The 12,919-nt window shown below is 62.9% G+C and carries 11 protein-coding genes; 10 read left to right on the forward strand and 1 reads right to left on the reverse strand.

What is annotated here, in order from left to right:
• Nucleotides 1–120 precede the first annotated feature (120 nt).
• From AB4O16_RS03740 to AB4O16_RS03770, 7 genes are all read left to right on the forward strand, one after another.
• Nucleotides 121–2,247 carry a TonB-dependent receptor family protein gene (locus tag AB4O16_RS03740; RefSeq protein ID WP_460157029.1) on the forward strand — a complete coding sequence of 709 codons (2,127 nt, stop codon included), beginning with the start codon at nt 121–123 and terminating at the stop codon, nt 2,245–2,247.
• Between the two features lie 703 nt (nt 2,248–2,950).
• The gene (locus AB4O16_RS03745) at nt 2,951–3,415 is read left to right on the forward strand and encodes a MarR family winged helix-turn-helix transcriptional regulator (RefSeq protein WP_460157030.1); all 465 of its coding nucleotides are present in this window, start codon (nt 2,951–2,953) and stop codon (nt 3,413–3,415) included.
• Nucleotides 3,408–4,475, forward strand: coding sequence for an HlyD family secretion protein (locus AB4O16_RS03750; RefSeq protein WP_460157031.1), 1,068 nt, complete (start codon nt 3,408–3,410; stop codon nt 4,473–4,475). The genes AB4O16_RS03745 and AB4O16_RS03750 overlap by 8 nt, the downstream gene beginning before the upstream one ends.
• Nucleotides 4,468–6,006: a DHA2 family efflux MFS transporter permease subunit gene (locus AB4O16_RS03755; protein WP_160386338.1), complete on the forward strand. Its 1,539-nt coding sequence runs from the start codon at nt 4,468–4,470 to the stop codon at nt 6,004–6,006. The genes AB4O16_RS03750 and AB4O16_RS03755 overlap by 8 nt, the downstream gene beginning before the upstream one ends.
• A gap of 161 nt (nt 6,007–6,167) precedes the next feature.
• Entirely contained in the window at nt 6,168–7,442 is a 1,275-nt protein-coding gene (locus tag AB4O16_RS03760) for a flavohemoglobin expression-modulating QEGLA motif protein (protein ID WP_160386340.1), read from the forward strand.
• A 171-nt stretch (nt 7,443–7,613) separates the two neighbouring features.
• Nucleotides 7,614–9,161 (forward strand): DUF3300 domain-containing protein, encoded by a 1,548-nt coding sequence (locus tag AB4O16_RS03765; RefSeq protein ID WP_460157032.1) that lies wholly within the window; start codon nt 7,614–7,616, stop codon nt 9,159–9,161.
• Between the two features lie 14 nt (nt 9,162–9,175).
• Nucleotides 9,176–10,084 carry a DUF2950 domain-containing protein gene (locus AB4O16_RS03770; protein ID WP_460157033.1) on the forward strand — a complete coding sequence of 303 codons (909 nt, stop codon included), beginning with the start codon at nt 9,176–9,178 and terminating at the stop codon, nt 10,082–10,084.
• Between the two features lie 14 nt (nt 10,085–10,098).
• Here the strand turns inward: AB4O16_RS03770 and AB4O16_RS03775 are convergent, their stop codons facing one another.
• Nucleotides 10,099–10,599, reverse strand: a complete 501-nt coding sequence (locus AB4O16_RS03775; protein WP_460157034.1) for a GNAT family N-acetyltransferase — start codon at nt 10,597–10,599, stop codon at nt 10,099–10,101.
• Between the two features lie 143 nt (nt 10,600–10,742).
• Here AB4O16_RS03775 and AB4O16_RS03780 point away from each other — a divergent pair, with 143 nt between their 5' ends.
• From AB4O16_RS03780 to AB4O16_RS03790, 3 genes are read left to right on the forward strand one after another with little or no spacing between them, the layout of a single operon-like run.
• Nucleotides 10,743–11,090: a metalloregulator ArsR/SmtB family transcription factor gene (locus AB4O16_RS03780; protein ID WP_460158030.1), complete on the forward strand. Its 348-nt coding sequence runs from the start codon at nt 10,743–10,745 to the stop codon at nt 11,088–11,090.
• A 24-nt stretch (nt 11,091–11,114) separates the two neighbouring features.
• On the forward strand, nt 11,115–12,398 hold the full coding sequence (locus AB4O16_RS03785; protein WP_160386348.1) for an arsenic transporter: 1,284 nt from the start codon (nt 11,115–11,117) through the stop codon (nt 12,396–12,398).
• 28 nt (nt 12,399–12,426) lie between these two features.
• Complete coding sequence (locus AB4O16_RS03790; protein ID WP_160386349.1) at nt 12,427–12,897, forward strand: arsenate reductase ArsC; 471 nt, start codon at nt 12,427–12,429, stop codon at nt 12,895–12,897.
• Nucleotides 12,898–12,919 lie beyond the last annotated feature (22 nt).

Here is a 12,919-nt window from a genome sequence, read left to right on the forward strand (position 1 = left end):
TGACGTCAACGCCACCGGAAATATCCGGTGGGCAAAAAACAAAATTTCCATGTGCTCCCTTCGTTCATCCTTGCGTCGCACTGTTCATTGCCCATTCCCTGCACGCCTGGAGTTTCCCCGATGCCCTCGCCTAATTCATTGCCCGCCGCGCTGCTGGGCCTGGCCCTGGTTTGTCCGGCCATGACCGAGGCTCAGGGTCTGGAGCTCGGGCAAGTGCTGATCGGGGCCGAGGACCCGAGCGACGAAGACCGCACGATCGAGGACGCCAGGGCCCGGCTGGACCAGGTGCCCGGCGGCACCAACGTGGTCGACATGCGCCGCCCGTTGCAGGGGCGCGTGGCCAGCAATCAGGATGTGCTGGCCTACCAGCCGGGGATCTATGCCCAGTCGGCGGGCAACGAAGGGGTGAAGGTTTCGATCCGCGGATCGGGCATCAACCGCGCCCCGGGCGCCCATGCCTCGGGGCTGTACACCCTGCTCGACGGCCTGCCGCTGACCGGCCCGGGCGGTACGCCCTATGAGTTGCTGGAGCCGCTGTGGCTCGACCATGTGGAAGTGCTGCGCGGCGCCAACGGTTTCGACCGGGGTGCCCTGGCCCTGGGCGGGGCCATCGATTACGTCAGCCACACCGGCTACGACGCGCCGAAGCTGCAAGTGCGCTATGCGACCGGCAGCCACGGTTACCAGCAACGCCAGGTCAGCTCCGGCCAGGTGCTGGGCGACTTCGATTACTACATGGCTTTGACCGACGCAAACGCAAACGGCTACCAGGACCACACGGCCAGCGAGAGCCAAGGCGTGATCGCCAACTTCGGTTATCGCTTCAATCCAAACCTGGAAACACGCTTCTACCTGCGCCACCGTCAGACCGACAACGACCTCGCGGGACGGGTGACCAAGCACTCCATCGAGCACGACCCACGGGCGGCCAACCCGGCCTACGTGGCGCGGGACGACCGTCGCGACGAGCCCGGCAGCACCTTTATCGGCAACAAGACCACCTGGTACATCGATGACGATTCGAGCATCCAGACCGGCCTCGTCTACCACGACTACCCCATGGACTTGCGTGAGGGGCCCAACCGCCTGAAGGTGGCGTACACGGATGTCAGCGGTACGTTCGACTACAAGCGTCGCGACACGCTCTGGGGACTGCAAAGCCAAAGCATCGTGGGCCTGCGAACGACCAAACATCTGCCCAATGCCGGCGCCAGCGAGTTCGTGCGCATCCCCACCGGCAACACTGCCGGTTACGCACCGGGTACGCTGATGCGCAACTTCACCTACCAGGGCTCGGACACGGTCCTGCACGCGGGCAACGACCTGGAAATCGCCGACGACCTGTGGCTGACCACGGGCCTGGCCGCCATCTATACACGTCGTGAAAGTGACGTGACCTACCCGCAAGAAGGCGGCAAGACCAGCCTCAACGACTGGGACTACGCTCCGCGCGTGGGCCTGCGCTACCAACTGACACCCGACCTGCAACTGTTCGGCAATCTCAGCCGTTCGGTCGAGGCACCGCATCCGTGGTCGCTGATCTATAGCTCCAACATTCGTTTCCCCGCAGGCAGCGGCCCTGCCACGGGCGCCCAGCGCGATCCGGTCAAGCTGCAAAACCAGACCGCCACCACCCTGGAAATCGGTGGCCGCGGTGACAGCACGCTGGGGCAATGGAGCCTGGCCTGGTACTACGCCCAGGTGCACCATGAATTGCTTTCGGTGCTGCCGGACGCCAACGCCACCACGCCCTACGAACTCAATGCCAGCCCCACCGTGCACCAGGGCGTTGAAGCCAGCCTGCTCAGCCCCCTATGGTCGCCGGGCGATGGCGGCCAGTTGAGCCTGCGCCAGAGCTATACCTTCAGTGACTTCCACTACCGCGACGATGAGCGCTTCGGCGACAACCGCCTGCCCGGCCTGCCGATGCATTACTACCAGGGCGAACTGCGTTACGACTGGCCGCAAGGCTTCTTCGCCGCCGTCAACACGCAGTGGACGTCGAAAGTGGCGGTCGATTATGCCAACAGCTACTACGCCGATCCCTACGCCATATTCGGCGCGACCCTGGGCTACAACGCACCCAAGGGCGACTGGCAGACCTGGCTGGACCTGCGCAACCTGACCGACAAACACTATGCCGCCACCGTCACGCCTGGCTACGACGACAAAGGGCTGGACGCAGCACGCTCCACGCCTGGCGAAGGCATGGCGATGTACGTCGGAGTGTCGTGGAGCCTGCTCTGAGACCGGGTTTACCGGCCGCAGGCATAGTGCCTGTGTAGAAACTGGCTTGCCGACGAAGGCGGAGTGTCAGGCGACATTGATGTTGAATGTGAGGGCCTCATCGCTGGCAAGCCAGCTCCCACAGTAATTGCGGTTGTTCACAGAATTTTTGTATACCCGCCAATCCTGTGGGAGCTGGCTTGCCAGCGATGGCGGTGTGTCGGGCGACAGTGATGTTGAATGTGAGGGCCTCATCGCTGGCAAGCCAGCTCCCACAGTAATTGCGGTTGTTCACAGAATTTTTGTATACCCGCCAATCCTGTAGGAGCTGGCTTGCCAGCGATGGCGGAATGACAGGCAACATTGATGTTGAATGTGAGGGCCTCATCGCTGGCAAGCCAGCTCCTACAGTAATTGCGGTTGTTCACAGAATTTTTGTATACCCGCCAATCCTGTGGGAGCTGGCTTGCCAGCGATGGCGGTGTGTCGGGCGACATTGATGTTGAATGTGAGGGCCTCATCGCTGGCAAGCCAGCTCCCACAGTAATTGCGGTTGTTCACAGAATTTTTGTATACCCGCCAATCCTGTGGGAGCTGACTTGCCAGCGATGGCGGCGGGCCGCGTCCAGAGAATCGATTCACCTCAATTATTCCGCAAATATAGATAGCTGACTAATTACAAGCTCAACTATGATGAGCTAACTCTCCAGCAGCAGATATCACCATGACCGACCCATTGACCCTTGGTTTTGCCCTGCACGACAGCGCCCGGCTGATGCGCAAGCGGTTCGAGCAACGCGCGCGGCATGTCGGCCTCACTCGCTCGCAGTGGCAAGTGCTGGCCATGTTGTCGACCAACGAGGGCATTCATCAGAAGGGCCTCGCGGATTTACTGGAACTGGAGTCGATCACTCTCGTGCGCCTGCTGGACAAGATGGCCGAACGCGGATTGATCGAGCGTCGCAGTCATCCCACGGATCGACGCCTGTCCCTGCTGTTCCTGACGGAGCAGGCCCACCCACTGCTGCAACTGATGCGAGACATGGGCCGAACGACCCGCCAGGAAGCCACGTGCGGATTCTCTGCCGAGGAGGAACAACTGCTGTTGCAGATGATGAAGCGCATGAGGTCCAACCTGATCGAAGCCTGCAGTCTTCCCGTTGAAGAACAGGAGCATCGTCATGCTTGAGAGACGTCAGTTCGTGCGTACCACGCTCTTTGCCTTGCTACCGATCGCGTTGGTGCTCGGCGGCTATTTGTATGTCACCGGCGGGCAGATCATTTCCACCGACAATGCCTACATACAGGCCGATCGTGTCGGCGTCTCCACCGATGTCTCGGGCCTGGTCGCCTCGATCGATGTCAAGGACAACCAGCGGGTGGTCAAGGGTCAAGTCCTGTTCACGTTGAAGACGGAGCCCTTCGAGATTGCGTTGGCCAGTACCAGGGCGCAGCTGAGCAACGTGCGCAACCAGATCCTCAATCTCCAGGCCAATTACAAGCAAGCGCTGGCCGAAATCGACCAGGCGCAAATCGACCTCGCCTACTACCAGGCCAGCTTCCAGCGCCAGCAAACCCTGCTCAGCGTCTCGGCGGTGTCCAGGACCAACTACGACGATGCCAAGCACGCGCTGGACAGCACCCGGCAAAAAATCACCGTGGCCAGGGCTACCGCGCAGATGGTGCTGGCGCAACTGGGCGGAAACATCGAGACCCCGGTCGAACGTCAATCCACGTACCTGATCGCCCAGGCTGCCGTCGACGAGGCGCAGCGCAACCTCGACAACTCGGTGGTCAGGGCTTCGTTCGACGGCGTCGTGACCAACGTCGATTCGCTGCAGGTCGGCGCCTACCTGCAACCACCGCAATCGGGTATCAGCCTGGTGTCGGCCGATCACCTGTGGGTGGCGGCGTCCCCCAAGGAAACCGAACTGACCCACATGAAACCCGGCCAACCGGTCGCGATCAGCGTCGACAGTTACCCCGGCGTGCAGTGGCACGGCACCGTCGACAGCATCAGCCCGGCGTCGGGTTCGAGCTTCTCGTTGTTGCCCGCGCAAAACACCACGGGTAACTGGGTCAAGGTCGTGCAACGGATTCCGGTGCGCATCAGCATCGATGATGCCGGGGAAAAACCGCCGCTGCGCACCGGCATGAGTGTGCAGGCCGAAATCGACACCGGCTCGGCCCGTGGCCTGCCACCTATGTTCTCGGGCCTGCTGGCGAGCAAGGCCGCCCCCCATGAGTAGCGAGGCACCGAGCGAAGCGGTGGCCCATCGCGGCATGATCACCGCTTGCGTGGTGCTGGCGGTGATCATGCAGGCGCTCGACACCACCATCGCCAACGTCGCTCTGCCCTACATGCAAGGCAGCATCTCGGCCAGTTCCGACCAGATCAACTGGGTGCTGACGTCCTACATCGTCGCCGCGGCGATCATGACGCCGCCGTCGGCCTTCCTGGCCCGGCGCTTCGGGCGCAAACGCGTGCTGCTGTGGGCGATTGTCGGTTTTGTGGTCTCGTCGATCCTTTGCGGGCTGGCGCAGTCGCTGGAAGAAATCATCCTCGCCCGCCTGCTCCAGGGCCTGGCGGGCGCGGCGCTGGTGCCGCTGTCCCAGGGCATTCTGCTGGACATCTACAGCCTCAAGGAACGCGGCTCGGCCATGGCGCTGTTCGGCGTGTCGGTCATGGTCGGCCCGGTGTTGGGGCCGATGCTCGGCGGCTGGCTGACGGACAATTTCAGCTGGCGCTGGGTGTTCTTCATCAACTTGCCCATTGGTTTGCTGGCGCTGGCCGGGATCGTCTATTACGTCAGCGAAACCACCACCGACACCTCGAGCCGCCTGGACTGGCTCGGCTTCGGCTCGCTGAGCGTGGCGATCATGGCCCTGCAACTGTTTCTGGATCGGGGCGAACAACTGGGCTGGTTCTCTTCCGGTGAAATCCTCGTCGAAGCGATAGTGGCCGCTGTCGCCCTGTATGTGTTCCTGGTCCACACCTTCACCACCGACACGCCCTTCATCAGCCCGCAGCTGTTCAAGGACCGTAATTTTTCGATCAGCGTCATCTTCATTTTTATCGTCGGCATCACCTACCTGGCCTCACTGGCGCTGATGACGCCCTACCTGCAAACCCTGATGGGCTACCCGGTGCTGACCGCCGGCATGGTGATGGGCCCACGTGGCCTGGGCACGATGCTGACCATGTTCCTCGCCGGGCGCCTGTTGGGCAAAGTCGATACCCGCCTGTTGCTGCTGACGGGCCTGGGACTGTCAGCGCTGTCGATGGGGCTGATGACCGGCTGGACGCCGGATGTATCGATGCAAACCGTCATCTGGGTCGGTTTCATCCAGGGCACCAGCCTGGGCATGCTGTTCGTGCCGCTGACCACGGTGGCCTTCGCCACCCTGCCGGCTTCCTTGCGCGCCGAAGGCACCGGGCTTTACAGCCTCTCGCGCAATGTCGGTTCCAGCGTCGGCATCTCCATCGTCACCGTGCTGCTGACCCAGAACATCCAGGCCAACCACGAGCAGATCGGCGCCTACATCACGCCCTTCAACCGCGCCTTCGACGCAGGGCTGATCAAGAGTTACCTCGACCCGATGGCCGCCTCCGGCCGCGCCGCCCTGGACGCAATGGTCAACGTGCAGGCCAGCTGGATCGCCTACGTGAACGACTTCAAGCTGCTGATGCTGTTGTCGCTGGCGGTCATGCCGTTGTTGCTGATTATCAAACCGCCAAAAACCCAGGCCAATGAAGAGCCGGCGCCGGTGATGGAGTAAAAACCTGCGCAACTCGTTAAATCCAGCCGCTTCAGACCTGCGCCTGACGGCAGGTCGACAGGCATTCATCGACTTCGCCCGAGCGGCTCGCCAGCACCCCACATGACCGCGCGCGGCGACTACGCTTTTATAACGTCACTTCGTCCCTCAAGGAACTGTCCATGAGCGCCGCCCTGTCCGAACTCGATGCCGCCCTGCCCGGCCTGACCCGCAAGATCCGCGTGCTCGATGCCCTGTCCTGGCCGGATGGCGTCGAGGAAGACTTCCTGGCGAAATGGCGCGGCGGGCGTGCCGAACTGCCCAGGGTCCAGTTGCAGCCCCGCGACCACAGCGCCGACATCGCCGCCCTGGAAAGCTTCATCAGCCAGTGCGATGTGGGGCATCCGGCCGGGAATTACCTCGCCATGACCGCGCGCAGCTATGCCACCGCCGGGCACATGCTCGGGGCCATTGGCACGCCGGCCTTTACCCAGTATTCATCCGCGCTGTACCGGCGCCCGGACTTCTACTACACGCGCTTGCAACTGAGCATGCTCGACGCCGCGCGTTTCTTCCTCGATACCACCGACGCCCTGCTCGGCGGCGCGCGGATTCCACCGAGCCCGGCGGAGATTCCGGCCAAGGCCTTCGCCGCCTGGATTCAACCGGAACTGGACCGCTTCTTCGGCGTCGGCCAGATCACCGTCGTGCTCGATCCGAACCTGGCCGCCAAGGCCATCGCCGGTTCGAGCCGCATTCGCCTGCGGGCCAGCGCGCTGTTCACGGAGCTGGACAAAAACCAGCTGCTGCAACACGAAGCCTTCGTGCACGTCGCCACCGCACAGAACGGCGCACGGCAGCCCAACCTCATGAGCCTGGGCCTGGGCGCACCCCGCACCACCCAGACCCAGGAAGGCATTGCCACCCTGGCCGAGCTGTTCACCGGCAGCATGGACATCAACCGCCTGCGTCGCCTGGCCCTGCGCGTGCTCGCCGTCCAGCAGGCGCTGGAGGGCGCCGACTTCATCCAGGTGTTCGAAGGTTTCCTGGCGGCCGGGCAGACACAGGAAGAGTCCTTCCGCTCAACCCAACGGGTGTTCCGCGGCGCCGACCTGCGCGGTGGTTCGGCGTTCACCAAGGATGCCGCCTACCTGACCGGTCTGCTCGGCGTCCACACCTTGCTGCGCATAGCGATCCGCGATAATCGGCCGGAACTGGTCGGGCATTTGTTTGCCGGGCGCCTCAGCCTGGCGGACACCGTGCGCCTGGCGCCGCTGTTCGAGTCCGGCTGGCTCAAGGGCCCCACCTACCTGCCGGCCTGGGCCTCTGACCTGCGCCTGCTGGCCGCCAACCTGGCGTTCTCCGCGTTCATCTCGCGGATCAAGCTGGATGTGCTGGACCTCGACGTCTTCATGGCATTTGCCGAAGAACACGAAAGCGATGCCAGTGCACCTTGATCGGAAACAGGACCGGCATCACACCCTTTCAAAGCCGGACGGGGTCTTTGAAATCTGCTGCTACCATTAGGAAGCGGTGTCGAGGCCGGGCTCTGTGGCTTGCAAAGTCGGCTTTCACTGCAAGGGATTGCTCCATTCATTTCAAGCCTGCCTGACCACGTGGGGGGTGCAATGCACATTCCATTACTGTATGCGCTGTCGGCCGTACTCTTGTTGAGCGGATCTTCCAGCCTGGCACTGGCTGCGAATGAAAGCGCTGCCACACCCGCCGTTCCGGCCCAGGCAACGGCGGACAATACCGCGCCCGTCGCCCCGGTGGCCAAGGATCCGGTGTTCACCCAGGAACAGCTGGACCAGATGCTCGCGCCCATCGCCCTTTACCCGGACCCACTGTTTGCACAGGTACTGATGGCCACCACCTACCCGGGGGAAGTCGGCGAGGCGGTCAGCTGGTCCAAGGCGCACCCGGACGCCAAGGGTGACGACGCGGTCAAACAGGTGGCGAACCAGCCCTGGGACCCGAGCGTGCAAGCGCTGGTGGCCTTCCCGCAGGTGCTGGCAACCCTGGGGCAGGATCCGGTGTGGGTGCAACGCCTGGGTGATGCCTTCCTGGCGCAACCCGACGATGTCATGGAAAGCGCGCAACGCTTGCGTCGCCAGGCACAGGCCGCCGGCAACCTGCAGAGCAACCAATATCAGAACGTGACGATTCAGAACGTTGCCGCACCCGCCCCTGCACCCGCTCCCGCGGCCACGACTTCAGCTCCCGCTGCGGAGCCTGCCCCTGCCGCCAGCACTTCCACCATCATCATTCAGCCTGCCGATCCGCAGGTGGTGTACGTCCCCACGTACAACCCGACTACAACCTACGGCACCTGGCCCTACCCGGCGTCGCCGCCCGCGTACTATCCACCGCCACCGGCCTACTACCCTGGCCAGGCGCTGATGGCCGGACTGGCGTTCGGCGCCGGCGTGGCGATCGTGGGATCGTTGTGGGGGGAATGTGACTGGGGCAACAACGACATCGACATCGACGTCAATCGCTACAACAACATCAATGCCAACAACCGGATCAATAACAACAAATGGCAGCACAACCCGGTGCATCGCAATGGCGTGCCCTATCGGGACAATGCGAGCCGTGCGCAGTACGGCCGGCAACTGAACGGCGCCAACCAGCGCGAAGCCTATCGCGGAGACAACGCCCAGCGCGCCCGGGCACGTGAAAACGCCCGCAGCTCGATGGACCGGCACGGCATCGAACGACCCGCCACCAGCAACCTCGAAGCCCGCGATCAAACGCGCAAGCTCCAGTCCGCAAACGCGGGGGCCAATCGCTCGCAGGCCGGTGCCGACAGACCGAGGGCCGCCGACCGAAGCCAGGGCACGGCCAGAAACACCCGGGAGAATCAGCAGCCGAGGAACCAGGCCCGTCAGGAACCCAGGAACCAGAGCGCTCAGCTGAATCAGCGCAGAGAGGGTCAGGCGCAGACACGACAGGCGACGAACAAACGGCCGGCCGCCAGTGCCGGCAGTGCCGGCAGTGCCCGCAACAATGCGTTCGCCGGTGCACGCTCGCCGTCCCAGGCCAACCTGCAGGCCAATCGTGGCCGGGCCAGCCAGGCCTCCGCCCATCGCCCCAATGCCTCGCGAGCGGCCGGTCACCAGATCAGTCGGCCGTCCAGTCCACCAGCACGTCAAAGGGGGGGCCGTCGTTGAAAAACCATCCTCGAATGAAAGGATTCAAGGGCTTGCGGCCTCATGTCCTCGCAATAGCTGCCGGCTTGATGTGGTCGTGCCTGGCGACGGCCCAGCAGGCCTTTCCAACCCCGGAAAAGGCCGCAGAGGCCTTTGTCCAGGCACTGGGCACGGAACAGGCCGACCAGGCACGCCTGACCGAGTTGCTGGGCGATAACTGGCACAATTACATCCCGCGTGAAGGCGTGCAGCGCAAGGACGTCGATGCGTTCTTGGAGCAATACCGCGAGCAGCACCACATTGAAAAAAGCGGCGAGCGCAAGGGCATCCTCGCGGTCGGTCCCGAGAACTGGACACTGCCTATTCCCCTGGTAAAAGTCGCGAGCGGTTGGCGCTTCGACATGAAGGCCGGCAGTGCCGAGATCCGCGCACGCCAGATCGGCCGCAATGAACTGGCGGCGGTGCAATCGGTGCTGGCCTATCACGACGCGCAGATGGACTACGCAGCAGTCGATCGGGACGGTGATGGCGCACTCGAGTATGCGCAGAAAATCGTCAGCACCCCCGGCAAGCACGACGGGCTCTACTGGGCAGAAGACGACAGCGACCAGATCAGCCCGTTGGGGCCTTCATTCGGCAAGGCGATTGACGAAGAAGAGTGGCATGGCTACCGCTTCCGCATCCTCAATGGCCAGGGGCCTTCGGCACCGGGTGGCGCCTACAGCTACCTCATCGGCGACAAGATGAGCCGCGGTTTTGCCCTGATCGCCTGGCCGGCGATATACAACGACACCGGGGTGATGAGTTTCATGATCAGCCATGAAGGCCAGGTGTTCGAAAAAGACCTGGGCCCCGGCGGCGAAAAACTCGCGCAGTCGATGAAGCGCTTTGATCCGGACGACAGCTGGAAAGAGGTGCCTGCAGATCAAGCGCAGCAGGACTGACCGGGGGATTTTGTCTATATCGACAGGACGAACCGGTCTTCGTTGCCCGTATTTTCGTGACAAGCGGCCTGCTCAAGCTGGAATCCGCAGCGCTCGAGGACTTTTCTTGAGCCCAGGTTTTCCTTGAAGGCAAAGGCAACCAGTTGCGTAATCCCCCAGCGCATCCTTGCCTGCTGGATCAGATGCCTCAGCGCCAGTGTTGCCAGCCCCTGACCGCACGAACGCTGATCGATTCGATAACCCACCTCGGCGGAGCCCGTCGCCAGGTCGATGCTTTTCAGATTGGCTCGACCAATGATTGCCTGGCTGCAATCCTCGATGACAAACGGGTGCCAGGCGCCAATGGCCAGGCCGGTCAGATAGCTGTCGATATGCTCGGCGACGCCCTGCAATGAGTAAAACCCAGGGTCGCGCGCATCGATATGCGCTTCGAACCATTCACGGTTGCGGATTTCGAAAGCCAACAAGGCTTCAGTGTCAGTCTTTTTCAACTCGCGAACGCTAAACGACTCCATTCCTCGCCTCTCCTTTGTCTTGTGCCGAAACGCCTCGAGTCTACCTCATACCTGATCAGCCTTGCCTTCCTGAGTCCCGCCGGCTTGCACAGTACATATGGAAAAACGTATATTCGAATAACCACATGTATCGAACCATGCCAATGCTCAATCCTGCCGCCGTATTCAAGTGCCTGTCCGACGAAACCCGCGCCCGGGCCACTTTGCTCATCACCCGCGAAGGCGAGCTGTGCGTGTGCGAGCTGGTCTGTGCCCTGGACGACAGCCAGCCGAAGATTTCCCGCCATCTGGCACAGCTGCGCGGATGCGGCCTGCTGCTGGACCGCCGCCAGGGGCAATGGGTGTACTACCGGCTCAATCCCGACTTGCCGGCGTGGGTCCGCGACGTGCTCGAGACCACGTTGCTGGCAAACGCCGACTGGCTCGAAGACAACATCGCTCGCCTGAACGCGATGGGCGACCGCCCTCTGAACACCTCCGTCTGCTGCTGACCTTCATTGCTCGAGAGATTCCACATGTTGATTGCGTTTGGCATTTTCCTACTGACCATGGTGCTGGTCATCTGGCAACCCAAGGGCCTGGGCGTCGGCTGGAGCGCTTCCCTGGGCGCCGTTCTGGCCCTGCTGGCCGGCGTCGTGACGCTGCACGACATTCCGCTGGTGTGGGCCATTGTCTGGAACGCCACCGCCACGTTCATCGCGCTGATCATCATCAGCCTGCTGCTCGACGAGGCCGGTTTTTTCCAGTGGGCCGCGTTGCATGTGGCGCGCTGGGCCAAGGGTGACGGGCGGCGCCTGTTCGTCTTCACGATACTGCTGGGCGCCGGCGTATCGGCGCTGTTTGCCAATGACGGTGCAGCCCTGATCCTGACCCCCATCGTCGTTTCAATACTGCTCGCCCTGCGTTTTTCGCCGGCCTCTACCCTGGCGTTCGTCATGGCGGCCGGTTTTATTGCCGACACGGCGAGCCTGCCGCTGGTGGTGTCCAACCTGGTCAACATCGTTTCGGCGGACTACTTCGGCCTGGGCTTCAGCGAATACGCCGCCATCATGGTGCCGGTCAACTTCGTTGCCGTGGCGACCACGCTCGCCGTGTTGTACTGGTTTTTCCGGCGTGACATTCCCCGGCACTACGCCCTGGAAGACGTGCAGGATCCACGCCGGGCCGTACGTGATCCGCTGACCTTCCGCGTCGGCTGGGTGGTCCTGGCGCTGTTGTTGATCGGGCTGTTTGCGCTGGAACCCATGGGCATTCCGGTCAGCGCCATCGCCGCGGTCTGTGCCGCGCTGCTGTTCGCCGTGGCGGCGCGCGGGCATGTGATTTCCACCCGCCGGGTGCTGCGTGAAGCGCCCTGGCACGTGGTGATCTTTTCGCTGGGCATGTACCTGGTGGTCTACGGGCTGAAAAACGCCGGACTGACCACCTACATGACGATGGCCCTGAACCACATGGCAGCGTTCGGCATCTGGGGCGCCGCGCTGGGCACCGGTCTGCTCACGGCATTGCTGTCATCGGCCATGAACAACATGCCCACGGTGCTGCTGGGCGCATTGTCGATCCAGGCCAGCGACGCCACCGGTGTGGTGCGTGAAGCCATGATCTACGCCAATGTCATCGGCTCCGACCTGGGCCCCAAGATCACCCCGATCGGCAGCCTGGCCACCCTGCTCTGGCTGCATGTGCTGGAGCGCAAGGGCATCCGCATTACCTGGGGTTACTACTTCAGGGTCGGCGTGGTGCTGACGCTGCCGATCCTGCTCATCACCCTGTCTGCCCTGGCCCTGCGCCTGAGCGTTTAACCCTGTGCGACTGCAAAGAGGAGCCACCATGCGCGTTCTGTTTATGTGTACCGCCAACAGCTGTCGCAGCATCCTGTCCGAAGCCATGTTCAACCATCTCGCCCCCGCAGGTTTTGCAGCCATCAGTGCCGGCAGCTTCCCCAAGGGACGCGTGCTGCCGCGCACCCTGAGCACCTTGCAAGAGGCCGGCATTGCCATCGACGGCTTGAGCAGCAAAGGCAACGAGGCGTTCGAAACCAACCTGCCGGACATCGTCATCACGGTCTGCGACAAGGCTGCCGGCGAGGCGTGCCCGGTGTACTTCGGGACGGCACTCAAGGCCCATTGGGGCCTGGAAGACCCATCGGACATCAAGGGCGATGAAGCGACGGTATCGGCCGCGTTCCACTCAACCCTGGCGCACATCGAAACGCGCTGCCGGGCATTGCTCGCCCTGCCCTTTGCACAACTTGACCGCGATGCGCTGGAGCGCGAACTCGAGCGCATCGGCACGCTGTAAGCGCAACCCGCATGGACGCGGG

The sequence above is a fragment of the Pseudomonas sp. S2_H10 genome (assembly GCF_054668285.1).

Excerpts from the sequence above, each read along its gene's own strand:
- AB4O16_RS03780 (WP_460158030.1), top strand. The coding sequence starts at position 10,743 with ATGCTCAATCCTGCCGCCGTATTCAAGTGCCTGTCCGACGAAACCCGC.
- AB4O16_RS03765 (WP_460157032.1), top strand. The coding sequence starts at position 7,614 with ATGCACATTCCATTACTGTATGCGCTGTCGGCCGTACTCTTGTTGAGC.
- AB4O16_RS03760 (WP_160386340.1), top strand. The coding sequence starts at position 6,168 with ATGAGCGCCGCCCTGTCCGAACTCGATGCCGCCCTGCCCGGCCTGACC.
- AB4O16_RS03745 (WP_460157030.1), top strand. The coding sequence starts at position 2,951 with ATGACCGACCCATTGACCCTTGGTTTTGCCCTGCACGACAGCGCCCGG.
- AB4O16_RS03785 (WP_160386348.1), top strand. The coding sequence starts at position 11,115 with ATGTTGATTGCGTTTGGCATTTTCCTACTGACCATGGTGCTGGTCATC.
- AB4O16_RS03790 (WP_160386349.1), top strand. The coding sequence starts at position 12,427 with ATGCGCGTTCTGTTTATGTGTACCGCCAACAGCTGTCGCAGCATCCTG.
- AB4O16_RS03740 (WP_460157029.1), top strand. The coding sequence starts at position 121 with ATGCCCTCGCCTAATTCATTGCCCGCCGCGCTGCTGGGCCTGGCCCTG.
- AB4O16_RS03770 (WP_460157033.1), top strand. The coding sequence starts at position 9,176 with ATGAAAGGATTCAAGGGCTTGCGGCCTCATGTCCTCGCAATAGCTGCC.
- AB4O16_RS03775 (WP_460157034.1), bottom strand. The coding sequence starts at position 10,599 with ATGGAGTCGTTTAGCGTTCGCGAGTTGAAAAAGACTGACACTGAAGCC.
- AB4O16_RS03755 (WP_160386338.1), top strand. The coding sequence starts at position 4,468 with ATGAGTAGCGAGGCACCGAGCGAAGCGGTGGCCCATCGCGGCATGATC.
- AB4O16_RS03750 (WP_460157031.1), top strand. The coding sequence starts at position 3,408 with ATGCTTGAGAGACGTCAGTTCGTGCGTACCACGCTCTTTGCCTTGCTA.